The organism is Thermomonas sp. LB-4, from assembly GCF_036409385.1.
GTDB lineage: Bacteria > Pseudomonadota > Gammaproteobacteria > Xanthomonadales > Xanthomonadaceae > Thermomonas.
On the sequence record NZ_JAXOFT010000008.1, the window covers coordinates 1 to 24,937 of the forward strand.

The 24,937-nt window shown below is 69.8% G+C and carries 21 protein-coding genes and 1 pseudogene; 15 read left to right on the plus strand and 7 right to left on the minus strand.

Translation table 11 applies throughout. The features are described 5' to 3' along the window. Window positions 1–279: 279 nt before the first annotated feature. From SPK54_RS07460 to SPK54_RS07470, 3 genes are all read right to left on the minus strand, one after another. A complete protein-coding gene (locus SPK54_RS07460) occupies window positions 280–672 on the minus strand; it encodes an MAPEG family protein (protein ID WP_330947293.1) in 393 nt (130 codons plus the stop codon). 65 nt (window positions 673–737) lie between these two features. Then, window positions 738–2,459: a M28 family metallopeptidase gene (locus SPK54_RS07465; protein WP_330947294.1), complete on the minus strand. Its 1,722-nt coding sequence runs from the start codon at window positions 2,457–2,459 to the stop codon at window positions 738–740. A gap of 63 nt (window positions 2,460–2,522) precedes the next feature. Beyond that, on the minus strand, window positions 2,523–3,206 hold the full coding sequence (locus tag SPK54_RS07470; protein ID WP_330947295.1) for a hypothetical protein: 684 nt from the start codon (window positions 3,204–3,206) through the stop codon (window positions 2,523–2,525). A 110-nt stretch (window positions 3,207–3,316) separates the two neighbouring features. On the opposite strand from SPK54_RS07470, the gene gpmI reads away from it, so the two are divergent. The 3 genes and pseudogenes from gpmI to SPK54_RS07485 form a co-directional block, all read left to right on the plus strand. After that, window positions 3,317–4,879: a 2,3-bisphosphoglycerate-independent phosphoglycerate mutase gene (gpmI, locus tag SPK54_RS07475; protein ID WP_330947296.1), complete on the plus strand. Its 1,563-nt coding sequence runs from the start codon at window positions 3,317–3,319 to the stop codon at window positions 4,877–4,879. Then, a complete protein-coding gene (locus SPK54_RS07480; protein WP_330947297.1) occupies window positions 4,879–6,084 on the plus strand; it encodes a peptidoglycan DD-metalloendopeptidase family protein in 1,206 nt (401 codons plus the stop codon). Before gpmI ends, SPK54_RS07480 begins: the two co-directional genes overlap by 1 nt. A 102-nt stretch (window positions 6,085–6,186) precedes the next feature. Then, window positions 6,187–7,482: pseudogene (locus SPK54_RS07485) on the plus strand (S41 family peptidase); the annotation flags it as partial. 84 nt (window positions 7,483–7,566) lie between these two features. Here the strand turns inward: SPK54_RS07485 and SPK54_RS07490 are convergent. Next, the gene (locus SPK54_RS07490) at window positions 7,567–8,259 is read right to left on the minus strand and encodes a rhomboid family intramembrane serine protease (protein ID WP_330947298.1); all 693 of its coding nucleotides are present in this window, start codon (window positions 8,257–8,259) and stop codon (window positions 7,567–7,569) included. Window positions 8,260–8,458: 199 nt separating this feature from the next. Here SPK54_RS07490 and SPK54_RS07495 point away from each other — a divergent pair, with 199 nt between their 5' ends. Then, window positions 8,459–9,841, plus strand: coding sequence for a porin (locus tag SPK54_RS07495; protein WP_330947299.1), 1,383 nt, complete (start codon window positions 8,459–8,461; stop codon window positions 9,839–9,841). Window positions 9,842–9,916: 75 nt separating this feature from the next. Here SPK54_RS07495 and putA read toward each other — a convergent pair whose 3' ends face one another. Continuing rightward, the gene (putA, locus tag SPK54_RS07500; RefSeq protein ID WP_330947300.1) at window positions 9,917–13,132 is read right to left on the minus strand and encodes a bifunctional proline dehydrogenase/L-glutamate gamma-semialdehyde dehydrogenase PutA; all 3,216 of its coding nucleotides are present in this window, start codon (window positions 13,130–13,132) and stop codon (window positions 9,917–9,919) included. 324 nt (window positions 13,133–13,456) lie between these two features. On the opposite strand from putA, the gene coxB reads away from it, so the two are divergent. The 5 genes from coxB to SPK54_RS07525 are packed head-to-tail and all read left to right on the plus strand — an operon-like array spanning window position 13,457 to window position 17,677. Next, entirely contained in the window at window positions 13,457–14,371 is a 915-nt protein-coding gene (gene coxB, locus SPK54_RS07505; protein ID WP_330947388.1) for a cytochrome c oxidase subunit II, read from the plus strand. A 29-nt stretch (window positions 14,372–14,400) separates the two neighbouring features. Continuing rightward, a complete protein-coding gene (gene ctaD, locus SPK54_RS07510; RefSeq protein WP_330947301.1) occupies window positions 14,401–16,023 on the plus strand; it encodes a cytochrome c oxidase subunit I in 1,623 nt (540 codons plus the stop codon). Between the two features lie 19 nt (window positions 16,024–16,042). Beyond that, on the plus strand, window positions 16,043–16,180 hold the full coding sequence (locus tag SPK54_RS07515) for a hypothetical protein (protein ID WP_330947302.1): 138 nt from the start codon (window positions 16,043–16,045) through the stop codon (window positions 16,178–16,180). Then, window positions 16,177–16,755 (plus strand): cytochrome c oxidase assembly protein, encoded by a 579-nt coding sequence (locus SPK54_RS07520; protein ID WP_330947303.1) that lies wholly within the window; start codon window positions 16,177–16,179, stop codon window positions 16,753–16,755. The genes SPK54_RS07515 and SPK54_RS07520 overlap by 4 nt, the downstream gene beginning before the upstream one ends. Window positions 16,756–16,786: 31 nt before the next feature. Beyond that, window positions 16,787–17,677 carry a cytochrome c oxidase subunit 3 gene (locus SPK54_RS07525; protein ID WP_330947304.1) on the plus strand — a complete coding sequence of 297 codons (891 nt, stop codon included), beginning with the start codon at window positions 16,787–16,789 and terminating at the stop codon, window positions 17,675–17,677. A 165-nt stretch (window positions 17,678–17,842) separates the two neighbouring features. Here SPK54_RS07525 and SPK54_RS07530 read toward each other — a convergent pair whose 3' ends face one another. Next, a complete protein-coding gene (locus SPK54_RS07530; RefSeq protein WP_330947305.1) occupies window positions 17,843–18,070 on the minus strand; it encodes a twin transmembrane helix small protein in 228 nt (75 codons plus the stop codon). A gap of 66 nt (window positions 18,071–18,136) precedes the next feature. On the opposite strand from SPK54_RS07530, the gene SPK54_RS07535 reads away from it, so the two are divergent. The 6 genes from SPK54_RS07535 to ada are packed head-to-tail and all read left to right on the plus strand — an operon-like array spanning window position 18,137 to window position 23,108. Continuing rightward, window positions 18,137–18,895, plus strand: coding sequence for an SURF1 family protein (locus SPK54_RS07535; RefSeq protein ID WP_330947306.1), 759 nt, complete (start codon window positions 18,137–18,139; stop codon window positions 18,893–18,895). Beyond that, complete coding sequence (locus SPK54_RS07540; protein ID WP_330947307.1) at window positions 18,892–19,479, plus strand: hypothetical protein; 588 nt, start codon at window positions 18,892–18,894, stop codon at window positions 19,477–19,479. The genes SPK54_RS07535 and SPK54_RS07540 overlap by 4 nt, the downstream gene beginning before the upstream one ends. Before the next feature lie 12 nt (window positions 19,480–19,491). Continuing rightward, a complete protein-coding gene (locus SPK54_RS07545; protein WP_330947389.1) occupies window positions 19,492–20,640 on the plus strand; it encodes a COX15/CtaA family protein in 1,149 nt (382 codons plus the stop codon). A gap of 2 nt (window positions 20,641–20,642) precedes the next feature. Next, window positions 20,643–21,572 carry a heme o synthase gene (gene cyoE / locus SPK54_RS07550; protein ID WP_330947308.1) on the plus strand — a complete coding sequence of 310 codons (930 nt, stop codon included), beginning with the start codon at window positions 20,643–20,645 and terminating at the stop codon, window positions 21,570–21,572. After that, complete coding sequence (alkB, locus tag SPK54_RS07555) at window positions 21,569–22,207, plus strand: DNA oxidative demethylase AlkB (protein WP_330947309.1); 639 nt, start codon at window positions 21,569–21,571, stop codon at window positions 22,205–22,207. The genes cyoE and alkB overlap by 4 nt, the downstream gene beginning before the upstream one ends. Before the next feature lie 52 nt (window positions 22,208–22,259). Then, on the plus strand, window positions 22,260–23,108 hold the full coding sequence (gene ada / locus SPK54_RS07560; protein WP_330947310.1) for a bifunctional DNA-binding transcriptional regulator/O6-methylguanine-DNA methyltransferase Ada: 849 nt from the start codon (window positions 22,260–22,262) through the stop codon (window positions 23,106–23,108). A gap of 3 nt (window positions 23,109–23,111) precedes the next feature. Here ada and dnaG read toward each other — a convergent pair whose 3' ends face one another. After that, the gene (gene dnaG / locus SPK54_RS07565; protein WP_330947311.1) at window positions 23,112–24,845 is read right to left on the minus strand and encodes a DNA primase; all 1,734 of its coding nucleotides are present in this window, start codon (window positions 24,843–24,845) and stop codon (window positions 23,112–23,114) included. Window positions 24,846–24,937: the final 92 nt, after the last annotated feature.

Genomic DNA, 24,937 nt, shown 5'->3' on the forward strand with positions numbered 1-24,937 from the left:
CCCGCAAAACCCCAGCTCAATGAGCTGGGGTTTTGTCTTTGCACCGGGGAAAATCCCCCCAACCAATGCCGGCCGCTGAACTGCCCCCAGTAGCCGTACCAACCATTACTGGGAGTGACCTGCCCCCAATCGCCGTACCACCGATTACTGGGAGAGCCCGGGGTTGAAGGGTCGACGTCCCCCCACCTTTGAGGAGCACCGCGATCTCGAGTCCAACCCCCAAGGACGAGGAGATTGGACTCCTGTAGCTGAGCTTCTGCGACTTGCCTTGCGGAGGGGTCAGCCTCCGACCGCAAGCGCCGCCGACAGCATCAGCGCAACCACGCAGGCGAACCCGCCCAGCCACGCAAGACTGCGGAGCGCCTGGAGGGCTGCGAGGTAGAAGATGCCGTGGAGGATCCGGAACGCGATGAAAACCATCGACAGCCAGGCGACATGCTGGGCATCCACCTGCGCGAACTGGGCCATGAGTACCGCGGCCGCGAACGCCGGGAACGCCTCGAAGGCGTTGAGATGCGCAGCGTACGCGTTGCGCACCCGATAGTTCTCCTGCCGGGCCACCCAGCCACGCGGGTCCTTGTTGTTGTAGCCAGGCGCTGAGGTCTTGGCCAGCACCGCCCACAGGTAAGGCAGGCAGGCGGCGACGATGATGCAGCAATAGGCGATGAACATGGGCACTCCCGGCGGTTGGATGCCGGGAGTCTAGCCGCAACGCCCGAAGGTTACGGGCGGCGCCGTCATCTGCTGCCGACGCTCGCGGCGCGCATGGCGTCCCGTGCGGCCCTGAATGGGCTGCCTTCGCGCCAGTTCGGCCACTGGCCGCTGCTGGCAAGGGTCTCGCCGATGGACCGCACCGCTTCGAGGTCCTGCACGATGCCCTCCAGTTTCCAGGTGGTCGGGTCGTACTGGTCGCCGGGCTTGTGGTAACGGTGTTCGTTGTAGTCGCGGCTGGCAGCCTCGCCCGCGGCGATGCCACCCTCCACCAGGTCGCTGCCGCTGCCTATGTAAAGCGCCGGAACGCCCGCCTTGGCGAAGTTGAAGTGGTCGGAGCGGAAGTAGTAGCCGGCGGCCGGATGGGACTCCTCGACCAGCCGGCGCTTCTGGCGATCGGCTGCGACCTTCAGCAGGTCCTCCAACTGGGAGCTACCCTTGCCGACCACCGTGATGTCGTGGGCCTTGCCCACCGGCGCCATCGCATCCAGATTGATCACCGCCACTGTCTGCGCAAGTGGGATCACCGGATGGGCCACGTAATATTTGGAGCCGAGCAGGCCGGATTCCTCCAACGTTACCGCCAGGAACAGCACCGAGCGCTTCGGAGGTTTGGGCGCGGCGCGCAGGGCCTCGGCGATTTCGAGAATGCCCGCAACGCCGGTGGCGTTGTCCACCGCACCGTTGTAGACGGCATCACCGGTGCCGCCTTCATGGGTGCCGAGGTGGTCCCAGTGCGCCATGTAGACGATCGCCTCGTCAGGTGCATCGCTGCCTGGCAACAGGCCCAGCACGTTGCGCGAGTGCTTTTCGACGCTGCGGCTGGCCAGCTGAAGCGAAGCGCTGGCCTCCAGCGGCACTGCGCGGAAGCCGCGGCGGCCGGCGGCGGCGCGCAGCTTGGCGAGATCCTGGCCGGCGGCCTTGAACAGCGCATCGGCGGCCTCCCCGCTGATCCAGCCCTGCACCGGAAGCCGCGGCGCCGGGTCGTCCTTCGCCGGCAGGTCGTACTGCGGGCCGGACCAGGAATTGCGCACCACGTCCCAGCCGTAGGAGGCCCCGGCGGTGTCATGGATGATCAGGGCCGCGGCCGCGCCCTTGCGGGCGGCCTCCTCGAACTTGTAGGCCCAGCGGCCGTACCAGGTCATCCGCTCGCCGTCGAAGAGACGGGCGTCGCCGCTGTGGAAGCCCGGGTCGTTCACCAGCATCACCACCGTCTTGCCCCTGACGTCGATGCCGGCGTAGTCGTTCCAGTCGCGCTCCGGTGCGTCCACGCCGTAGCCGACGAACACCAGCGGACTGTCCTGCAGGCTGACCCGCGCCTGGCCGGTGCGGGTGCCCACCACCATGTCGTCGCCGAATGTCAGCTGTTGGACAGTCTGGCCGACCTTCAGCCCGAGCACCGCCGATTCGTCGGCGGTGGTCTCGACCATCGGGACGGTCTGGAACCAGTCGCCGCCGTTGCCCGGCTGCAGGCCGATGCGCGCGAACTGCGCCTTGATGTACTCGATCGTGCGGTCTTCGCCGATGCCGCCCGGCCCACGTCCGGCGAAGCCGTCGGAGGCCAGCGCCTGCACGTGGGCGGCGAAGTCGTCCGCGGTGATGGCGGCCTGGAAGGCATGGTTGCCGGCATTCGCGGTGGGGCCGCGGGCATCCGGCGCGGCAACGCCCGCCGCCTGCGGTGCGGGGGCGCGGGAGCCGCAGGCGCACAGCGCCAGCAGGACGATGGACAACGAGGTGGCGCGCAGCATCGCGGGACTCCGTTCGGATGTCCCGCGATTCTATCCAAGCGGGGCGGCCGCCCGCTGGACGGGTCAGTCCTTGGGCGGGGTGGCGCCGTCATAGCGCACCGCGGTGGCGCCGCTGACGCTGCCGATGCGGGCGCTGGCATGCACGTAGAGCTTCACCTCGCGTTCGAACACCATCGGGCCCTCGACCACTGCATTCGGCCCGACGACGACGCGCGGGATCTTGTGCTTGCCGAAGTTGAGGCCGAAATTGCCCTTCGGCTTCTCGATGCGGATGCCACGCGCCACCCGCGAGTCGGCACCGACGGTGACATCTCCGTTCACCGTTTCGACGCGGCCTTCGACGGTCGTGCCGACCAGTCCGATCGCGCCGTTGACGGTGCTGACGTCGCCGCCGACCCGCGTTCCGCGGTCGGTGAAGACGCCGCCGTTCACCGTCTCCAGGTTGCCGCTGATCTGCCCGTCGCGGCCGAAGCGGATGCCGCCGTTGACGGTGGACACTTCGCTTGCGCTGACCTCGTCGCCCGCGGTGATGCCGCCGTTGACCGTCTCCACCTCATCGGCGCTGGCGCCGCGACCCAGCTGGATACCGCCGTTCACCGTGCCGAGGTCACCATAGGCCCTGCCAGCCTCCGCGGTGATTCCGCCATTGACCTTGTCGATGTCGCGACGCGAGTCGTTGGCCTGGGGCGAGGCGAATGCGGCGGCGCTGGCCGCCACCAGCACGGTGCAGATCAGGAAACGGTTCATCCGGGCCTCCGGGGCCTGTTGGGTACAGCACTGGGATGCTCCGTTCGGGCGCAGGGTTTACACGCCGCTACAATTCCATTTCCCACCATTGCCCAGCCTGCAGGAACCACGTGTCCACGAGCATCCCGTCGCAACCCGGCGCAGCCGGGTCCCCCAGACCGGTCGTCCTGCTGATCCTGGATGGCTGGGGCCACCGCGAGGAAACCGCCGACAACGCGCTGGCGCTGGCCGAACTGCCGCACTGGCGCCGGCTGCTGGCGACCTGCCCGCACACCCTGATCCACACCGAAGGCCGCTTCGTCGGCCTGCCGGACGGGCAGATGGGCAATTCCGAAGTCGGCCACATGAACCTCGGCGCCGGCCGCATCGTCTACCAGGACCTGACCCGCGTCGATGCCGCGATCGAGGACGGCAGCTTCTTCGCGAATGCCGGGCTCAATGCGGCCTGCGATGCGGTGAAGGCCAGCGGCGGCACGCTGCACGTGATGGGGCTGCTCTCGCCGGGCGGCGTGCACAGCCACGAGCAGCACCTGTTCGCGATGCTGGAGCTGGCGCAGCGCGCCGGCGTGCCGCGAGTGGCCGTGCACGCGTTCCTGGATGGGCGCGACACGCCGCCGCAATCGGCCGAGCCCAGCCTGCGCGCCCTGCAGGCGCTGTGCGGCAGGCTCGGCAATGCGCACGTCGCCACGGTCGGCGGGCGCTACTACGCGATGGATCGGGACAGGCGCTGGGATCGCGTACGCCGCGCCTGGGACGCCATCGTCGAAGCCGAAGGCGGGCAGCACGCAGCCGATGCGCTGGCGGCGCTGCAGGCGGCGTACGCACGCGGCGAAAACGATGAATTCGTCGCCCCGACCGTGCTGGACGGGGCGCAGCCGATGCGCGATGGCGACGCGGTGGTGTTCATGAATTTCCGCGCCGACCGCGCGCGCCAGCTGGCCGCGGCGTTCGTCGATCCCGCCTTCGACGGCTTCGTTGCGCGCCGCCCGGCGCTGTCGCGTTTCGTCTGCCTCAGCGAGTACGACGCCAGACTGCCGGCATCGCTGGCATTCGCGCCGGACGACCTGCGGCATACCTTCGGCGAGGTGCTGGCCGCCGCCGGCAGGACCCAGCTGCGCATCGCCGAAACCGAGAAATACGCGCACGTCACCTTCTTCTTCAGCGGCGGCCGCGAGGCGCTGTTCGACGGCGAGGAGCGCGTCCTCGTTCCCAGCCCGCAGGTCGCCACCTACGACCTGCAGCCGGAGATGAGCTGCCCCGAACTGACCGCGAAGCTGGTCGATGCGATCCGCGGCGGCCGCTTCGACGCCATCGTCTGCAACATCGCCAACCCGGACATGGTCGGCCACAGCGGCGTCCTGGAGGCGGCCATCCTTGCCGCGCAGGCGGTGGACGTGGCGATCGGCCAGATCGTGGCGGCGGTGCGCGCGGCCGGCGGCGCGGTGCTGATCACCGCCGACCACGGCAACCTGGAGATGATGCGCGATCCCGCCACCGGTCAGCCGCACACCGCGCATACCGTCGGCCCGGTGCCGCTGGTGTACGTGGGCGAACGTCGCGCCGCGCTGCGCGACGGCGGCGCCCTGCGCGATGTCGCGCCCACCCTGCTCGATCTGCTGGGGCTGCCGCAGCCCGCGGAAATGAGTGGGCAGAGCCTGCTGCTGCCGGCCTGATGCGCCTGCTCGTTGCCCTTGCGATCTGCCTGCTGGCGCTTGCCGGCGGCCCGCGGGCGCAGGACGCGAAGGATGCCGAGAAGCGCCTGCAGAGCGTGCGCGGCGAGCTGCGCGAGGTCGCCGCGCAGCGACGCAGGCTGGAGGGCCAGCGTGGCGACGCCAGCCGCAAGCTGCGCGAGGCCGACCAGCAGGTGGGCGGCACCCAGCGCGCCCTCCAGCAGACCCGCGCGCAGATGCGCCGGGACGCGGAGGCGTTGGTGCAGCTGCAGCAGGAGCGCCAGCGGCATGCCGGCGAACTCGCAGGCAAGCGCAAGGAACTGGCAACGCTGCTGCGGGCGGCGCAGCTCGCCGGCGAAGCGGCGCCACTGAAGGCGCTGCTGGCGCAGGACCGGGTGGCGGAAGCCGAGCGCGCGTTGACCTACCAGGGCTACCTGCAGCGCGCCCAGGTCGAACGCATCCGCGTACTCGGCGCCGAGATCGCACGGCTGCAGGCGCTTGAGGACGAGATCCTGCAGCGCCGCAGCGCGCTGGATGCGGCAGGGCGCAGGCAGGCCGAGCAGCTCGCGCAGCTGCAGGCCGCCCGCCAGCAGCGCGCCGGCCTGCTGGCCGCGCTTGACCAGCAGTATCGTGACCGCGCCGAGCGCGAGAAAGCGCTGGGCCGGGATGCAAAGGCGTTGCAGAGCCTGCTGGCGCAGCTGCGCGCCGCCGCGGCGAAGGCCGCACGCGAGGCCGAGCGCGCCCGTCGCGAGGCGGCGCGGCAGGCGAAGGCGACCGGCAAGCCGGCCCCGAAGCGCAGCACGGTCGCCAGTGCGCCGGCGATGCGCGTGGGTGGCCTGAGCTGGCCGGTGTCGGGCAGCCTGCTGGCCGCGTTCGGCGGCCGCCTGCCGGATGGCCGCCGCAGCGACGGCGTGCTGATCGCCGCGGCGGCCGGCACTGCGGTCAAGGCGGTGGCCGACGGCACCGTGGTGTTTGCGGACTGGATGACCGGGTACGGCAACATCCTCATCATCGACCACGGCAACGGCTACATGAGCCTGTACGCGCATAACGACAGCCTGCTGCGCGCGGCGGGCGATGCGGTCCGGCGCGGCGACGCGCTGGCGGCGGTGGGCAGCTCGGGCGGGCAGGAGCGCCCGGCGCTGTATTTCGAGCTGCGCCGCAACGGCACGCCGGTCAACCCTTCCGGCTGGCTGACGCGGCAATGACGCCGCCTGCCGGCGGTTCGCAGGCATGATGGGGAACCCGGGCCGGGCGGCGCGGGTCGAACCGTCGGACGGATTCATCGACGCAGCCACACGGAGCAACGCATGCGCGCCAGGCTTCTTTCCCTTCTGATCGTGCTCGCCCTGTACGCCCCGCTGGCGGCAGCGCAGGAGGCGCCGGTGGAGCCGGCATCGGGGGATGCGGCGCGGGACGCCGCGCGCGCCAGCGACGATCCGGACGCGGTGGAGACGGCCGCGGCCAAGGTGCCGTTGGACGAAATCCGCCGCTACGTCACGGTGTTCAACGCCATCCGGCAGGCCTACGTGGATCCGGTCAACGGCCGCGAGCTGATGGCGTCGGCGGTGCGCGGCCTGCTGTTCGATCTCGATCCGCACAGCGCCTACCTGGAGAAGGCCGATGCGGAGCAGTTCGACGAGCAGACCCGCGGCAGCTACGACGGCGTCGGGGTGGAACTGCAGCAGCTGCCGGACGGCACCCTGCGGGTCATCGCGCCGCTGGACGACAGTCCCGCCGCGCGGGCCGGGCTGCGCAGCGGCGATCGCATCGTCGCCATCGACGGCAGGATGCTGAAGACCGGGCAGAACGACGCTTCCGCCCCGCTGCGCGGCAAGGCCGGCACCAAGGTGGTGGTGAGGGTGCTGCGCGAAGGTCTGCGCGAGCCGTTCGATGTCACCCTGGTGCGCGAGACCATCCGCACCACCAGCGTGCGCTCGCGCCTGCTCGAGCCGGGCCTGGGCTACCTGCGCATCTCCAGCTTCCAGGCCTCGACCGCGGCCGACTTCAACCGGCAGCTGGATGCGCTGCAGCAGGACGCGCCCCTGCGCGGCCTGCTGCTGGACCTGCGCAGCAATCCGGGCGGGCTGCTGATCGGCGCGGTGCAGATCGCCGACGAACTGCTGGAAAGCGGCGGCATCGTGAGCACGCGCGGGCGCGAGACGATCGGCGACAGCCGCTTCGATGCGACCCCGGGCGACCGCCTCCACGGCGCGCCGCTGGTGGTGCTGGTGGACGCGGGTTCGGCCAGCGCCGCCGAGGTGCTGGCCGGTGCGCTGCACGACAACAAGCGCGCGCGCGTGGTCGGCAGCCGTACCTTCGGCAAGGGCTCCGTGCAGACCCTGCTGCCGCTGGACAACGGCGACTCGATCAAGCTCACCACCGCGCGCTACTACACCCCCAGCGGGCATTCGATCCAGGCGCGCGGCATCGAGCCGGACGTGGTCCTGCACCCGGAAGGCGGGCAACGGCGGCCTGCGCCGGTGAGCGAGGCGGTGCTGCCGGGCCACCTTGCGGCCGAAACCGGCGCGATGGAGGGCGACAACGCCGGCGAAGTGCTGCCTGGCGCCAAGCCGATCGAGGCCGCGCTGGCGGAACTGAAGCGGATGGCCGGCATCGCGACGACGCCCAAGCCGAAGCCGACGACGGCGGCGAAGCCGAAGCCCACGCCATGACGCCGCTGCGCTGGCCTAGTAGCCGCGGCTGCGGCGCAGCCGCCGGGCAATCGCGGCACGGGTGAGCAGGGCGAACAGCACGCCGAACACGAAGCCGGCCACGTGCGCCGGCCAGGCGACCGCGCCAAACGCCGGGCCGCTGTAGGCGAACCCCAGCTGCAGCAGCGCCCACATGCCGATCAGCAGGAACGCGGGCACCCGCACGAACTGCAGGAACAGCCCCAGCGGCAGCACCACCCCCAGACGTGCGCCCGGAAACAATGCCAGGTAGGCCCCGATCAGCGACGACACCGCGCCGCTGGCGCCGATCACCACCCGGTCCGGCGCGCCGATCGCGAGGACCGCGGCGAGGTTGGAGAACGCCCCGCCCAGCAGGAACAGCAGCAGCAGGCGCCAGCCCCCCATGGTGCGTTCGGCCGGCAACCCGAAGATCAGCAGGAACACGAGGTTGCCCAGCAGGTGGATCCAGTCCGCATGCAGGAACAGGCCGGAGAACAGCCGCAGCACGCTGCCGTCGGCCAATGCCCGCCGCCATGCCTCCACGCTGTCCAGTCCGCCGGTCAGCACGCCCCAGTCCAGCGCGGTGGCGATGCTGCCGGGCGGCGCGCGCAGGGCCGCCACCACGTAGCTGAGCCACAGGATGGCGAACAGCAGCGGGGTTGCCCAGAGGATCAGGCGGTGCTGGCGGGTGCGGATGCCGACGAACATGGGGCTCGATAGCTAGGGTCGATGCGGGATGTTATTGGACAGTTAAAAGTTGGGGTATAGTCACATACGGCGTCGTATGTCGGGGGAGGGCTGCCGTAGGCAGGTTCCCGGCTCGCGCAGCGCATCCCGCGCTTCGATGCATTCCCGCATCGCCGCCCGAGAACACAAATCCCTGCACAGCGTCACGGAGACGATACGAATGAAGACCAACACCCGCAGCTTCCGCGCCACCGCGCTTGCGCTGGCCGTGCTCGGCACCCTGGCCGCCGGCCAGGCCAGTGCCTCCGGCTTCCAGCTGCGCGAGCAGAGCGTGAAGAACCTCGGCAAGTCCAATGCCGGCAGCATCGTCGGCAAGGACGCGTCGAACGTGTCGCTGAACCCGGCGGCGATGACCAACCTCGACAAGAACACCCTGCAGGCCGACGTCACCGTGATCGACCTGTCCGCCGACTTCACCGGCGGCGGCCGCGTGCTCGGCTCGCCGGCGGCGCCGCTGACCGGCGGCAACGGCGGCGACCCGGGCGACCCGACCGCGGTGCCGAACATGGCCGCGGTGTTCCCGCTGAAGGGCGCGCTGGAAGGCATGACCGTCGGTGCCAGCATCGGCGCGCCGTTCGGCCTGAAGACCGAATACGAGAACGGCTGGGTGGGCCGTTACCGCGCCCTGACCTCCGACGTGAAGGTGGTCGACCTGACCCTGTCGGCTGCGTTCAAGGCCACGGACGGCGTGTCGGTCGGTTTCGGCCTGATCTACGAGCGTGCCGACGTGACCCTGAGCAAGGCGGTCGACTTCGGTACCGCGATCTGTGCGGGTGCCGCCCCGGGCGGTGCCGCATGCTTCAACCCGGCGTTCCCGATCAAGCCGCAGCAGCATGACGGCGGATTCGTGGTCAGCGGCGACAGCACCAGCATCGGTTACGTGGTGGGTGCGCAGATTGCCCCGAACGACAAGCTGGCCATCGGTTTCAGCCATCGCTCGGAAATCAAGCACGACCTCGAAGGCACCCTGGACTTCACCGTGCCCGGCGCTGCCGCCACCGCACTGGGCCCCGTGCGCATGGCCGCTTTCGCCGACGGTGATGGCGGTGCCCGCCTGGTCACCCCGTCGATCACCACCCTCAGCATCAGCTATGGCTTCACCGATCAGTTCCGCGTGATGGCCGACTACCAGTCCACCGGCTGGAGCTCGCTGCATGACGTGACCATCAAGCGCACCAACGGCACCATCGTGGGCAGTGAACCCTTCCACTGGGAGGACACCGATTTCTTCTCCATCGGTGCCGAATTCGACATCAACGATGCGTTCACCCTGCGCGGCGGCATTGGCCAGGACGAGAGCCCGACCAACGACACCCACCGCACCCCGCGCCTGCCCGATGCCGATCGCATGCTGTACTCGATCGGCGCGAGCTGGAACGTGAGCGACAACCTGTCGATCGATGCAGCCTTCCAGCGCATCAACATCGACAGCCCGACGATCAACCTGCCGGTGGATGCCGCATCCGGCAACACCTCGACCCTGGTCGGTTCGTTCGCGGGCCATGCCAACCTGTACGGCGTGTCGATGCAGTACCGCTTCTGATCCTCGCGGATCCTGCGACAAGAAAAAGCCCCGCGATCGCGGGGCTTTTTCGTTGCGGAGGAGGCCGCGTGCGACTCAATCCCCCAGCGTCAACAGACTCGCATTGCCGCCGGCCGCAGTGGTGTTGACGGTCACCGTCTTCTCGGTGGCGAAACGCGGCAGGTAGTGCGGGCCGCCGGCCTTCGGGCCGGTGCCGGACAGGCCCTGGCCGCCGAATGGCTGCACGCCGACCACCGCGCCGATCTGGTTGCGGTTGACGTAGATGTTGCCGACCTTGGCACGCGCCACGATGCGGTCGATGGTGGCATCGATGCGCGAGTGGATGCCCAAGGTCAGGCCGTAGCCGGTGGCGTTGATGGTGTCGATCAGCGCATCCAGTTCCTCGGCCTTCCAGCGCACCACGTGCAGCGCCGGGCCGAACTTCTCGCGGTCCAGCTCGGCGATCGACTTGAGCTCCCACGCGGTCGGCGCGAAGAAGGTGCCGTGCTCGGTGCCTTCGCCCAGCATGGCCTGGGCAATGAGCTTCGCGGAGCCCTGCATCTTCGCGGCGTGCTCGTCGAGCACGCACTTGGCCTCGGTATCGATCACCGGGCCGACGTCGGTGGACGGCAGGCCGGGGTCGCCGACCTTCAGTTCGGCCATGGCGCCGGCCAGCATCCCGATCACCTTGTCGGCGATGTCGTCCTGCACCAGCAGCACGCGCGCCGCCGAACAGCGCTGGCCGGCGGAGGTGAAGGCCGAGCCCAGCGCGTCCTTGACCACCTGCTCGGGCAGTGAGGAGCTGTCGGCGATCATCGCGTTCTGGCCGCCGGTTTCGGCGATCAATGTGGCGATCGGGCCGGCCTCGCGGCTGGCCAGCGCGCGGTTGATCAGGCGCGCGGTTTCGGTGGAGCCGGTGAAGCAGACGCCGGCCACGCGCGGGTCACGGGTCAGCGCGGCGCCGACGGTGGCGCCGTCGCCGGGCAGGTACTGCAGCACGTCCTGCGGAATGCCGGCTTCGTGCATCAGCTTGACCGCGGCGAAGCCGATCAGGTTGGTCTGCTCCGCGGGCTTGGCGATCACGGTGTTGCCGGCCGCCAGCGCGGCGGCGATCTGGCCGAGGAAGATGGCCAGCGGGAAGTTCCACGGGCTGATGCAGGCGAACACGCCGCGCCCGGCCAGCTGCAGCTGGTTGGATTCGCCGGTGGGGCCGGGCAGGGCGATCGGGGCGAAGTGTTCGCGCGCCTGCAGCGCGTAGTAGCGCAGGAAATCCACCGCCTCGCGCACTTCGGCGATGCCATCGGCCAGCGTCTTGCCGGCCTCCTTGGTGCACATCGCCATGTAGGCCGGCATGCGCGCCTCCAGCAGGTCGGCGGCGTGTTCCAGCAGGGCAGCGCGCGAGCTGGCCGGGGTGGCGTCCCAGCCGGGCTGCGCGGCCACGGCGTTGGCCAGCGCGCGCTCCACGTCGGCGCCGGTGCTGGCCTGCCAGTGGCCCACCACCTCGCGGCGGTCGGCCGGGTTGGTGACCGCGACCTTCTCGCCGGCCGGCTGCGTGCCCGGTACCAGGGGGCTGGCGGTCCAGCTGCCAGCGCCGGCGCTGTTCATCGCCGCCGCAAGTTCGCGCAGCGCGTCGTCATTGGCCAGGTTGATGCCCATGGAATTGTCTCGATGCTGGTTCTGGCTGCGGTACAGGTTGACCGGCAGCGGGATGCGGGGGTGCTGGATGTGTTCGAGCGAGGACACGAATTCCACCGGATCGCGGATCAGTTCCTCGACCGGGATGCTCTCGTCGGTGATGCGGTTGACGAAGCTGGAGTTGGCGCCGTTCTCGAGCAGGCGGCGCACCAGGTAGGGCAGCAGGTCCTCATGGCTGCCGACCGGGGCGTACACGCGGCAGGGGACGTCCAGCCGGTCGGCCGGAATCACTTCCGCGTACAGGTCGTCGCCCATGCCGTGCAGCTTCTGGAACTCGAAGTCGCGGCGGCCGCGCATCGCCCGCGCCATCCGGTGCACGGTGGCGATGGTCTGCGCGTTGTGGGTGGCGAACATCGGGTAGATCGCGTCGCCCGCATCGAGCAGCCGGCGCGCATTGGCGATGTAGCTGACGTCGGTGTTCTGCTTGCGGGTGAACAGCGGGTAGCCGGCCTGCCCGTCCATCTGCGCGCGCTTGACCTCGGCATCCCAGTAGGCGCCCTTGACCAGCCGCACCGGGATGCGCCGGCCCAGCTGGCCGGCCATGGCGGCGATGTGGTCGATCACGAACGGCGCGCGCTTCTGGTAGGCCTGCACGACGATGCCGAAGCCGTTCCAGCCGCGCAGCGACGCGTCCGCCAGCACCTGGAAGACCAGGTCCAGCGAGAGTTCGAGCCGGTCGGTTTCCTCGGCGTCGATGGTCAGCCCGATGTCGTACTGCTTGGCCAGCTGCGACAGTTCCAGCAGGCGGCCGCCCAGCTCGTCCAGCACGCGCGCGCGCTTGGCGTGCTCATAGCGCGGGTGCAGGGCGGACAGCTTGACCGAGATGCTGGGCGCGCCGAACACCGCGTCGGGCGCCTGCGTGCGGTGCGGCGCGTAGTCACGGCCGATCGCGTGGATCGCGCTGCGGTACGCCTCCTGGTAGCGCAGCGCGTCCTTCGTGGTCAGCGCGCCTTCGCCTAGCATGTCGAAGGAATAGCGGTAGTTCGCGCCTTCGCCCTTGCGGCTGCGTGCTAGCGCCTCGTCGATGGTCCGGCCCAGCACGAACTGGTGGCCCATGATCTTCATGGCCTGGCGCACGGCCAGCCGGATCATCGGCTCGCCGGCGCGGCCGACCAGGCGCTGGAAGGCGCCGTGGACGTCGCGCTTGGTGTCGTCGGCCAGGTCGACCAGCTTGCCGGTCAGCATCAGGCCCCAAGTGGAGGCGTTGACCAGCACCGAATCGGATTGGCCCAGGTGGCGCTTCCAGTTGGCGTCGCCCAGCTTGTCGCGGATCAGCGCGTCGGCGGTGTCCTGGTCCGGGATGCGCAGCAGCGCCTCGGCCACGCACATCAGCAGCACGCCCTCCTCGCTGCCGAGGTCGTACTGGCGCATGAAGGCTTCCACCACTCCCTGGTCGCGGGCGCGGGCGCGCACCCGGCGGACCAGGTCGGCGGCGACCGCTTGCGCGGCGTCGCGCTCAAGGGCGGGCAAACGGGCCCGTTCCAGCAGTTCGCGGACGTGGCTGGCTTCGTCGCGGATCCAGCCGGCGGTGATCGCGGCGCGCGGGGCGGGCGGGGCCGGAGCGAGCTCCGGGGCGAGGATTGGAGCAGGCGGAACGGGGGGGGATTCGATGCTCATGTGCCCGCAGGCGGCCGGTTGCAGGGGCGCATAGTGTAGATCGACGGCACGGAACCGGCATGTGCAGGTTGCCGTGGCCCCGCCGCGCCAGTAATCTTTGACACAGATCAAGACGGGTCGCGGTTTCTGCGCGAGCTTGATCCAGGTCAATACGGGTTGCGGTTTACTGACGGCCTGCGGGGGCGGGCAGTGCCTTGTCGGGCTGCATGCGGCTTCTTTTCAGGCTTCGCGTCGCCGCGATGCGTTTTCGAATCAAATTCAGGACATGTGGGGCTCGGTGTGATGACATCCCGTCGTTTCAAACAGTTGGCGCTGGCGGCCGCGATGGCCCTTGCGCTGCCGCTGGCGGTGCAGGCGCAGGATGCCGCGGCGGGTCCCGCCGATCCGCATCGCTGGCAGCTGAACATGGGGCCGGGCGTCACCCCCACCTCGCAGGCCGCCTACGACGCGCACATGGCGGTGCTGATCGTGTGCGTGGTGATCGGCGTGCTGGTGTTCGGCGCCATGGCCTTCGCCATGTTCAAGTTCCGCAAGTCCAAGGGCGCGGTGCCGGATACCGGTTTTACCCACAGCACCAAGCTGGAGGCGGTGTGGACGGCGATTCCGGTGTTGATCCTGATCGGCCTGGCGTTCCCGGCCACCAGCGGCCTGATGCGCATGTACGACGTGCGCGATTCGGCGATGACGGTGAAGGTCACCGGTTACCAGTGGATGTGGAAGTACGAGTACCTGGGCGAGGACGTGTCCTTCACCAGCCGCCTCGACCGGAAGCATGACGAACTGCGCCAGAGCGGCAAGGTCGTGACCGAGGCCGACGACCCGCACTACCTGCTGAACGTCGACAACGTGCTGGTGCTGCCGGTCGACACCAAGGTGCGCTTCGTGCTGACCGCCGACGACGTCATCCACTCCTGGTGGGTGCCGGCGCTGGGCTGGAAGCAGGACGCGGTGCCGGGCATCGTCAACGAGGCCTGGGCGCAGATCGAGAAGCCCGGCATCTACCGCGGCCAGTGCGCCGAGCTGTGCGGCAAGGACCACGGCTTCATGCCGATCGTGGTCAAGGCCGTGAGCAAGGCCGAATTCGCGCAGTGGCTGGCCGAAGAGAAGGCCAAGCGCGCGCCGGCCGTGCCGGCTCCGGCCGCTCCGGAAGCGGCCCCGGCTGCGGAAGCCGAAGCCGCGCCCGAGGCCACCGCTGCCGCCCCGCAAACCGCCCAGCCCGCCGCCGCGCAGGCCGGTTGATCCACGCATCGCATCCAGAAGGTTTCCCCATGTCCGCCACGCATCCCGACGCCGTCGGCCAGCACGACGCCCACGGCCATCACAAGCAGGGCTTCATTGAGCGCTGGTTCTTCTCGACCAACCACAAGGACATCGGCACGCTGTATCTGGTGTTCGCCTTCCTGATGGCGATCGTGGGCGCTGCGCTGTCGGTCGGCATCCGCGCAGAGCTGGCCACCCCGGGCCTGCAGCTGGTCAAACCGGAGTTCTTCAACCAGCTGACCACCATGCACGCGCTGGTGATGATCTTCGGCGCGATCATGCCGGCCTTCGTCGGCCTGGCCAACTGGATGATCCCGCTGCAGATCGGCGCGCCCGACATGGCGCTGCCGCGCATGAACAACTGGTCCTTCTGGATCATGCCGTTCGCGTTCGCGCTGCTGCTGCTGACCTTCTTCCTGCCGGGCGGCGCGCCCGGCGGCGGTTGGACCATGTATCCGCCGCTGTCGCTGCAGGGCGGCAGCAACCTGGCGTTCGCGATCTTCGCCATCCACATGATGGGCATCAGCTCGATCATGGGCGCGATCAACATCATCGCCACCGTGCTCAACATGCGCGCGCCTGGCATGGACCTGCTGAAGATGCCGATATTCTGCTGGACCTGGCTGATCACCGCGTTCCTGCTGATCGCGGTGATGCCGGTGCTGGCCGGCGCGGTGACCATGCTGCTGACCGACCGCTTCTTCGCCACCAGCTTCTTCAACGCGGCCGGCGGCGGCGACCCGGTGATGTACCAGCACATCTTCTGGTTCTTCGGGCACCCCGAGGTCTACATCATGATCCTGCCGGCGTTCGGCATCGTGTCGGAGATCATCCCGACCTTCAGCCGCAAGCCGCTGTTCGGCTACCAGGCGATGGTGTACGCCACCGCGGCGATCGCGTTCCTGTCGTTCATCGTGTGGGCGCACCACATGTTCACGGTGGGCATGCCGCTGGGTGGCGAGGTCTACTTCATGTTCGCCACCATGCTGATCTCGATCCCGACCGGCGTGAAGGTGTTCAACTGGGTCACCACCATGTGGCGCGGCTCGCTCACCTTCGAATCGCCGATGCTGTGGTCGATCGCGTTCGTGGTGCTGTTCACCATCGGCGGTTTCTCCGGCCTGATGCTGGCGATCGTGCCGGCCGACTTCCAGTACCACGACACCTACTTCGTGGTGGCGCACTTCCACTACGTGCTGGTGACCGGCGCGCTGTTCGCGATCATCGCCGCGATCTACTACTGGTGGCCGAAGTGGACCGGCCGCATGTACAGCGAGGGCCTGGCCAAGTTCCACTTCTGGTGGACCATGGTGTTCGTGAACCTGCTGTTCTTCCCGCAGCACTTCCTGGGCCTGGCCGGCATGCCGCGCCGCATCCCCGACTACAACGTGGTGTTCGCGGACTGGAACCTGATCAGCTCGGTCGGCGCGTTCGGCATGTTCGTCACCCCGTTCCTGATGGCCTTCATCCTGCTGCGTTCCAAGAAGCACGGCGCGGTGGCCGAAGCCCGCGCCTGGGAAGGCGCGCGCGGCCTGGAGTGGACGGTGCCGTCGCCGGCCCCGCACCACACCTTCGAGCGCCCGCCGGTCATCAAGGACGGCGACCTGGCCCACGGCGACGTCAGCCACTGACGCCGCCCGGAACCCGCCGATGCCCGTCGATCCCGCCACCGTCGATCCTGCCCTGGCAGCGCGCCGCAAGCGCGCCCGCCGCACGGCGCTGGTGTGTGCGCTGATTGCGGTCGCGGTGTACGCGGCGTTCTTCCTGTCCGGCGTGGTCGGCCGATGAGCGCCGCGCGCACCTTCGGCGTGTGGAAGATGGTGGGCGTGGCGGTGGCCGCGTTCGGCTTCGCCTTCTCGCTGGTGCCGCTGTACCGGATCGCCTGCGAGAAGGTGTTCGGGGTACGCCTGGAGCAGGGCCCGTCGGCTGCGGCGGGCGCCAGCGCCGCCAGCGACGACGCGCGCTGGGTGACGGTGCAGTTCGACGGCGGCGTGAACTCGAAGCTGCCCTGGCAGTTCGCGCCCGAGCAGCGCTCGATGCGGGTACAGCTGGGCCGCCAGTACGAGGCGCTGTACTTCGCCCGCAACACCGCCGACCGCGCGATCGTCGGCAGCGCCGTGCCTTCGGTGGCGCCGGCGCGCGCTTCCGGTTATTTCAACAAGACCGAATGCTTCTGCTTCACCGCGCAGACGCTGGCGCCGGGCGAGTCCCGCGACATGCCGGTGCGCTTTATCATCGATCCGGCGCTGCCGGCCGGGGTGAAGACAGTGACCCTGTCCTACACCTTCTACAAGAACGACGCCCAGACCGCCGCGCTCGCGGCAGCGACGGGCCACGCGGGCGCGGTCCGTTCCGCGCCCTGATCCTCCGCCAAGACCCAACCGGAAAATCGCCATGGCCAATGCCCACGCCGCCCAAGGCAGCCACGACCAGGACACCTACTTCGTCCCGCACAGCAGCAAGTGGCCGCTGTTCGCCTCGGTTGCCCTGTTCACCACCATGGTGGGTTTCGCCACCTGGCTGAACGAAGTCAGCTGGGGGCGCACCGTGTTCTTCGTCGGCATCGCCGGCCTGCTGGCGATCCTGTTCAAGTGGTTCGGCGACGTGATCCGCGAGTCGGTGGCCGGCCGCTACAACAAGCAGGTCGACGTGTCCTTCCGCATGGGCATGGTCTGGTTCATCCTTTCGGAAGTGTTCTTCTTCGCGGCGTTCTTCGGCGCGCTGTTCTACACCCGCCAGTTCGCGCTGCCGTGGCTGAATGGCGAAGGCCACGGCGCGATGACCAACAGCCTGCTGTGGCCCGGCTTCGCCGGCGGTTGGCCGAGCAACGGCCCGGGCGCGATCGGCGGCACCTACCAGACCGTGCCGGCCTGGGGCCTGCCGCTGCTCAACACCCTGATCCTGCTGGCCTCCGGCGTCACCGTGACCATTGCCCACCACGCCCTCAAGGCCGGCAAGCGGGGCGCGCTGCTGCTGTTCCTCGGCCTCACCGTGCTGCTCGGCAGCGTGTTCCTGTTCTTCCAGGCCGAGGAATACATCCACGCCTACAGCGAGCTGAACCTGACCCTGGGGTCGGGCATCTACGGCTCCACCTTCTTCATGCTGACCGGTTTCCATGGCGCGCACGTGACCCTCGGCACCATCATGCTGGCGATCATCTGGCTGCGCTGCCTGAAGGGCCACTTCAGCAAGGATGACCATTTCGCGTTCGAAGCGGTGGCCTGGTACTGGCACTTCGTCGACGTGGTGTGGCTGGGCCTGTTCCTGTTCGTCTACGTGCTCTGAGGGTTTCCTTCCCCTGCCCGGGGAAGGTGGCGCGAAGCGCCGGATGCGGGTCCGGGAACCGATCGCCGTCCCGGGCCCTTCATCCCGAGCCTCCCGCGGCGAGCGGGACAGGAAAGACAAAGGCCGGCATTGCCGGCCTTTGTTCTGGGGCTGCAGCCAGCCGGGTCAGGCCGGGCTTCGGCCCACCCCGTGCGGCGTGATCCAGCCCTGATGGATGGCCAGCACGACGAACAGGATCAGCGCGACGCTCAGGGCGATGCGCTTGGTGAGTGAATTCACGGTGCGCTTGGTCTGGCCCTTGTCCGCCAGCATGTAGTACAGGCCCGCGCCCAGGTTCCAAAGGATGAGAATCAGGATCCCGACGATGAGCAGGGCTTTCAGCGAATCGCTCATGTATTGCTCCGTGCCTCGGGCACCGCGTGCCCGTGCGCCATTATCGCAGCAGCGGGACCTCCAGCGGTGAACTCCCCAGCGCGACGGCTGCTGGGGTGGTGGCTGCTGGCGCTGCTGGTGGCGGCTGGCTTCGCCCACCTGGGCCGCTGGCAGCTGGCGCGCATGCACGAGAAGGAGGCGATGCTGGCGGCGGCGTCCGCGGCGCTGGACCATGCGCATCCGCAACCGCTCCTGCTGGCCTCCGACCCGACGCGCGCGCAGGGCTACGACTGGGCGGCCGGGGGCGGCACGCTGCTCGATGCCAGCCTGTGGCTGGATGCCCAGCAGCGGGGTGGCCGCGTCGGCGTGCGGCTGTACTGCGTGTTGCTGCCGGACGACGGTGCGCAGGCGCTGCTGTTGGACGCCGGGTGGTGGCCACTTGCGGGCGATCGCCGCTTGCCCGAAGCCGGTTGCCCCGCGGGCACCGGCCAGGCCGTGCGCGGCCTGCTGGCGCCGCCGCCGACGCCCGGCCTTGCGCATGGCAATGCGCTTGCGGAACAGGCGGGCAAGCGCTGGCTGGCGTCGCGGATGGACCTGCCGGCAGTCGCGAAGGCGCTGGGTCTGCGCGTGGCGATCGCGCCGCGCGTGCTGCGGCTGGATCCGCAGCGCGAACCCGGCGATGCCGGCTTGATGGCGGCCACGGGCGAGCGGGACCTCGACATCCTGCCCAACACGATGCCGCCGGAGCGCCACCTCGGCTATGCGGTGCAATGGTTCGGGCTGGCGCTGACCGTGCTGGTCGTCGCCGCCACCCTCACGTTCAGAATGAAGAAGAAAGCGAGATGACGGAATCCAATCCGGCGCCGGCGGCACAACGCCGCAACCGCGCCGCCCTGTTGGTGGTCCTGGTGATGTTCTTCGGCGGCATGCTGGTCGCCGGTGCGCTGCGGTTTTCCGGCTGGCGCCCGGACGGTATGAAGAACAAGGGCGAGATGCTGCAACCCTATGCCGACCTGCGCGCGTACGCCCCGACCCTCGCCGATGGCCGGAAGTACGCCTGGCAGGACAGCCCACGCACTTGGCGGATCGTGGCGATGCCGCGCGACTGCGATGGCGCGCGCCGCGAAGCCTGCACCCGCCTGCTCGGCGACCTGGACAAGGTCTGGCGGCTGATGGGCCGCAATGCGGACCGGGTCCACGTGCTCTGGGCCGGGGCGCCGCCGGTGGACGTCAGCACCCTGCGCGAAGTCCACCTGGTGCGCGCCGATGGCCGCCTGCGCGAGGTGCTGGTGCGCAACGGCAGGGACACCGCGGACGGCGATCCGGTCTGGCTGGTGGACCCCAACGGTTTCGTGGTGCTGCGCTACGCTGCCGGTTCCGATCCGGGCGACTTGCGCAGCGATCTTGCGCGCTTGCTGAGGATCAACTGAGTCATGAACGCGATGCCCATCACCCAGCCGTCCTATCTCTATCGCCACTTCCACCGAATCGCCTGGCTGGCGGTGCTGCTGGCGACCTGCGTGATCGTGTTCGGCGCCTTCGTGCGGCTGTCCAATGCCGGCCTGAGCTGCCCCGACTGGCCCACTTGCTACGGCAAGGCGACCTGGCCGACGCACGCTGACCAGGTCGCCGACCACGCCGCCACCGCGATCCGTCCGGTGGTCCCGGGCAAGGCCTGGCTGGAGCAGTTCCACCGCATCATCGCCGGGCTGCTGGGCGTGCTGGTGCTGTCGCTGGCCCTGCTGGCGACGCGCCGGCGGCCGCGCGGCTGGCTGCACGTGGTGGGTGCGGCCACCGCAGTGGCGGTGGCGATCCCGCTCTACATGCGCGGCATGCACGTGTCCGCTTCCGCGCTGGCGGTGGTGGGCGAAGCGTTGCTGCTGGCCGGTGCACTGCGCTGGTCGAACGTGGATCTGGCCCGCGCTAGCACCCTGACCCTGGCGGTGATCATCTTCCAGGCCCTGCTGGGCATGTGGACGGTGACCTGGCTGCTCAAGCCCATCGTGGTCATGGGCCACCTGCTGGGGGGGCTGACCACCTTCGCGTTGCTGGTGTGGATCGCATGGCGGGCCACCGGCATCCCGATCGTCAGCGGCGACGCACGCCGGTTGCGCCTGCTGCTGGGCGTCGGCTTGGCGCTGCTGGCGGTGCAGATCGCGCTGGGCGGCTGGACCTCGGCCAACTACGCGGCGCTGGCCTGCGGCACCGATTTCCCGAAATGCGCGGGGGCGTGGTGGCCGGAGCATGATTTCGGCGAGGCGTTCGTGCTGTGGCGCGGCATCGGCGTCGATTACGAAGGCGGCATCCTCGACAACGCCGCGCGCGTGGCGATCCAGCTGGCGCACAGGATGATGGCGGTGGTGGTGGCCTGCTACCTGCTGTTCATGGCCGTGCGGCTGTTGCGCATGCCCGGACTGCGCGGCTGGGGCAGCACGCTGGCGGTGCTGGTCTGCATCCAGTTCGGGCTGGGCATCGCCAACGTGGTGCTGTCGCTGCCGCTGAAGATCGCGGTGTTGCACAACGCCGGCGCAGTGGCACTGCTGTTCGTGCTGGTCACCCTGCTGGCGCGCCTGCGCCTGCCGGAAGCCTGAGCATGGCCGGCCCGCGCTGGTCGCAATACTGGGCGGTGACCAAGCCGCGCATCGTGGCGCTGATCGTGTTCACCGCGATCATCGGCATGCTGCTGGCGATCCGTCCCGGCGAGGCATGGCCGTGGTCGCGGCTGCTGGCGGGCAGCATCGGCATCTGGATGGCCGCGGCCAGCGCCGCGGCGATCAACCATCTGCTGGACTCGCGCATCGACAAGCTGATGGCGCGCACCGCCGAGCGTCCGCTGGCCACCGGCGCGCTGCGCCCGGCGCAGGTGCTGGGCTTCGCCCTGCTGCTGGGCGCGCTGTCGATGGCGATCCTGGCGCTGTGGGTGAACTGGATCTGCGCGCTGCTGACCTTCGCCGGCCTGATCGGCTACGCGATCATCTACACCGGCTTCCTCAAGCGCGCCACGCCGCAGAACATCGTGATCGGCGGGCTGGCCGGCGCGGTGCCGCCGCTGCTGGGGTGGGCGGCCGTGACCGGCATGCAGCGCGAGTGGGACTGGGCGCATGCGCTGCTGCTGGTGCTGATCATCTTCGTGTGGACGCCGCCGCATTTCTGGGCGCTGGCGATCTTCCGCCGCGAGGACTATTCGCGCGCGCTGGTGCCGATGCTGCCGGTGACCCACGGCGTGACCTACACGCGCTGGCAGATCCTGCTCTACACGATCCTGCTGGTGGTGGTGACGGTGCTGCCCTGGGCCACCCACATGAGCGGAGTGTTCTACCTCGCCGGCGCGCTGGTGCTGGGCGCGGTGTTCCTCTGGTACGCGTGGAAGCTGCTGGACCCGCCGGACGAGTTCTTCGCGATGCGCACGTTCAAGTACTCCATCGTGTACCTGATGGCGCTGTTCGCCTTCCTGCTGGTCGACCACTGGCTGATGCCGCTGTTCGAGGCCGCGCCGGCGCTGGAGTTCGCGCCCGCGCCGTGAGCGACCTGTTTGCCGCGCAGGCGCAGCGTACGCCGCTGGGCCGGCAGGCCTGGCTGCTGCACGGGTTCGCGCTGCCATTCGCGGACGCGTTGTTGGCCGGGATCGAGGCGATCGCCGCGGCCGCGCCGTTCCGCCACCTGGTCACGCCGGGCGGCCACGTGATGCAGGTGGCGATGACCAACTGCGGCACGTTCGGCTGGTGCAGCGACCGCCGCGGCTACCGCTACGAGCGATGCGACCCTATCTCCGGCCAGCCGTGGCCATCGCTCCCGGGCGCGTTCCTGCAGCTCGCGCGCGAGGCCGCGGCCGCGGCCGGCTTCGACGGCTACGTGCCGGATGCCTGCCTGGTCAACCGCTACGCGCCCGGCACCCGGCTGTCGCTGCACCAGGACCGCGACGAGGACGACCGCGTCGCGCCGATCGTCTCGGTGTCGCTGGGCCTGCCGGCCACCTTCCTGTTCGGCGGCTTCGCGCGAGCAGACAGGACGGTGCGCATGCCGCTGGCGCATGGCGACGTGGTGGTCTGGGGCGGCGTGGATCGCATGCGTTTCCACGGCGTGCTGCCGGTGCCGCCGGGGCGCGATCCGCGGACCGGCGATGCGCGCCTCAACCTGACCTTCCGCAAGGTCCGCTGAGCACCGCAAGAACCGGGATGTGCGCCTGGGCCGGCGGGACTACAGTGGCGCCATGAACGCCGATGCGACCGCCCCCGACCGCGACGCTGCCCGGATTGCCGCCGCCTGCCGGCGGATCGAACAGGCCGAGACGCCGCCTGCGCTGGACGCACTGGCGCGCGAGGCCGGGCTCAGTCCGCACCACTTCCATCGCGTATTCAAGGCGGTGACCGGGCTGACGCCCAAGGCCTACGCGCAGGCGCACCGGGGGCGGGCGCTGCGCGCGGCGCTGGCGCGGCCCGGCGCGAAGGTGGTGGATGCCGCGTTCGACGCCGGCTTCAACGCGGCCAGCCGCTTCTACGACAGCGCCGACGCGCTGCTGGGCATGAAGCCGGCGCAGTACCGGGATGGCGGTGCCGACACGCGGATCATGTTCGCCATCGCCCAGTGCGCGCTGGGCGCGCTGCTGGTGGCGCGCAGCCAGCGCGGACTGTGCGCGATCTCGCTGGGCGACGATCCCGACGCGCTGCTGCGCGAGTTGCAGGACCGCTTCCCGCGCGCCGAGCTGGTGGGCGGCGACGCGGCGTTCGAGCAGCTGGTGGCGCAGGTGGTCGGCTTCGTGGAAGCGCCGCGCATCGGGCTGGACCTGCCGCTGGACATCCGCGGCACCGCCTTCCAGCAGCGCGTGTGGGAGGCGCTGCGCAAGGTCCCGGCGGGCGCGACGGTCAGCTACGCCGAGATCGCCGCCCGCATTGGCAGCCCCGGGGCGGTGCGCGCGGTGGCGCAGGCCTGCGCGGCCAACCGGCTGGCGGTGGCGATTCCCTGCCATCGCGTGGTGCGCAGCGACGGTGCGCTGTCCGGCTACCGCTGGGGCATCGCGCGCAAGCAGCAGCTGCTGGCGCGGGAGCGCGGCGCGGACTGAGGCTCAGCGCTGCAGCATCGCCTGCAGCAGTGCGCGCAGTTCCTGCTTGTCCGCCTCGCCCAGGCTGCCGTCGCGCTGTTGCTGCTGCAGTTCCTCGATGCGCTGCTGCTGCACCAGCTTCTCCAGCTGGGCGATGGCGTCGGTGAACTCCATGCGCAGGTCGGGCTCCTCGCCGGGCAACTCCAGCACGGCGAGCTTCTGCAGCGCCGCCAGTTCGTCGCGGCCTTCGAAATGCTCCAGCAGCGCGCCGGTAGTGATGTCCGGGCGTTCGCGCACCAGCAGTACCAGTTCGGACAGCAGCTCGATGCCGGGCTGGCGCAGCGTGGCGAAGCGGTAGGGCGGCTGCAGCTCCAGCGCGAAGCCCGGGCGGTGCAGCAGATGGGTGATCGCGGTGCGGATCAGGCTGGGCTTCTGCGCGGGCTGCCCGCGCATCTGCGCGTTCGCGCGCTGGGCGGGCAGCTTTCCCTGCGGCGGGCTGGTGCGCGCGCCGACCCCGGTCAGCTCGGTCAGGCGCTGGCGCATCAGGTCGCCGAACGCGCCGTCGGGAATCTGCGCCAGCAGCGGCTTGCAGCGTTCGGCCAGGCGCGCCTTGCCGTCGAGGCTGGACAGGTTCACGTCGACGGACAGCTGGGTGAAGAAGAACTCCGACAGCGGCGTGGCCCCGCGCAGGCGCGCGTCGAACCCGTCCACGCCCTCCTGGCGCACGATCGAATCCGGGTCCTCGCCCTCGGGCAGGAACAGGAACAGCGCCTGCCGCCCGTCCTTCATCCGCGGCAGTACCGACTCCAGCGCCTTCCACGCGGCGCTGCGGCCGGCGCGGTCGCCGTCGAAGCAGAAGTACACGTCCGGCGCGTTGCGGAACAGCAGCTCGGCGTGGTCCGGGGTGGTCGCGGTGCCCAGCGTGGCAACCGCCTGCGACACGCCGTACTGCGCCAGCGCCACCACGTCCATGTAGCCCTCGACCACGATCAGCCGCTCCAGCTTCTGGTTGGCCTGCTTTGCCTGCCACAGGCCGTACAGTTCGCGGCCCTTGTGGAACAGCGGGGTTTCCGGCGAATTGAGGTACTTCGGCGAGTCCTCGGGATCGATGACGCGGCCGCCAAAGGCAATCGTGCGCCCGCGGCGATCAAAGATCGGGAACATCAGCCGGTCGCGGAACTTGTCGTAGACGTGGCCCTTGTCGTTCTTCGAGAACAGCCCGCCGCGCTCCAGCAGCTGCATGCGTTGCGGATCGGTGCCCAGCGCGTCGCGCAGCCCGGAGAAGCCGTCCGGCGCATAGCCGATGGCGTAGCGCTCCACGATTTCCGCGGCGATGCCGCGCCTGTCGACGTAGGCGCGCGCTTTGTCGCTGCGCGCCAGCTGGGTGCGGAAGAAGGTGGACGCCGCTTCCATCGCGCCGTACAGGTCGCGCGTTTCGGGATTGGCGTTGCGCTGCGCGGTGTCGCGCGGCACTTCCAGGCCGACGCGCCGGGCCAGTTCCTCGACCGCGTCGAGGAACTCCAGCCGGTCGTACTGCATCAGGAAGCTGATCGCGGTGCCGTGCGCGCCGCAGCCGAAGCAGTGGTAGAACTGCTTGGTCGGCGAGACCGTGAAGCTGGCGCTGCGCTCGTCGTGGAACGGGCAGCGCGCCGCATATTCCTTGCCCTGGCGCTTCAGCGGCACCCGCGCGCCGACCACCTCGACGATGTCGGAGCGGGCGAGGAGGTCATCGATGAAGGCGTCAGGGATGCGCGCCATGCCCACGATCCCGTGCTGCAAGCGCGCCCGACTGGTGCACGGCGGCGCGCCCGGCTCCGCCCCATGCGGGTGCGGTCGCGGCGCGGCCATCG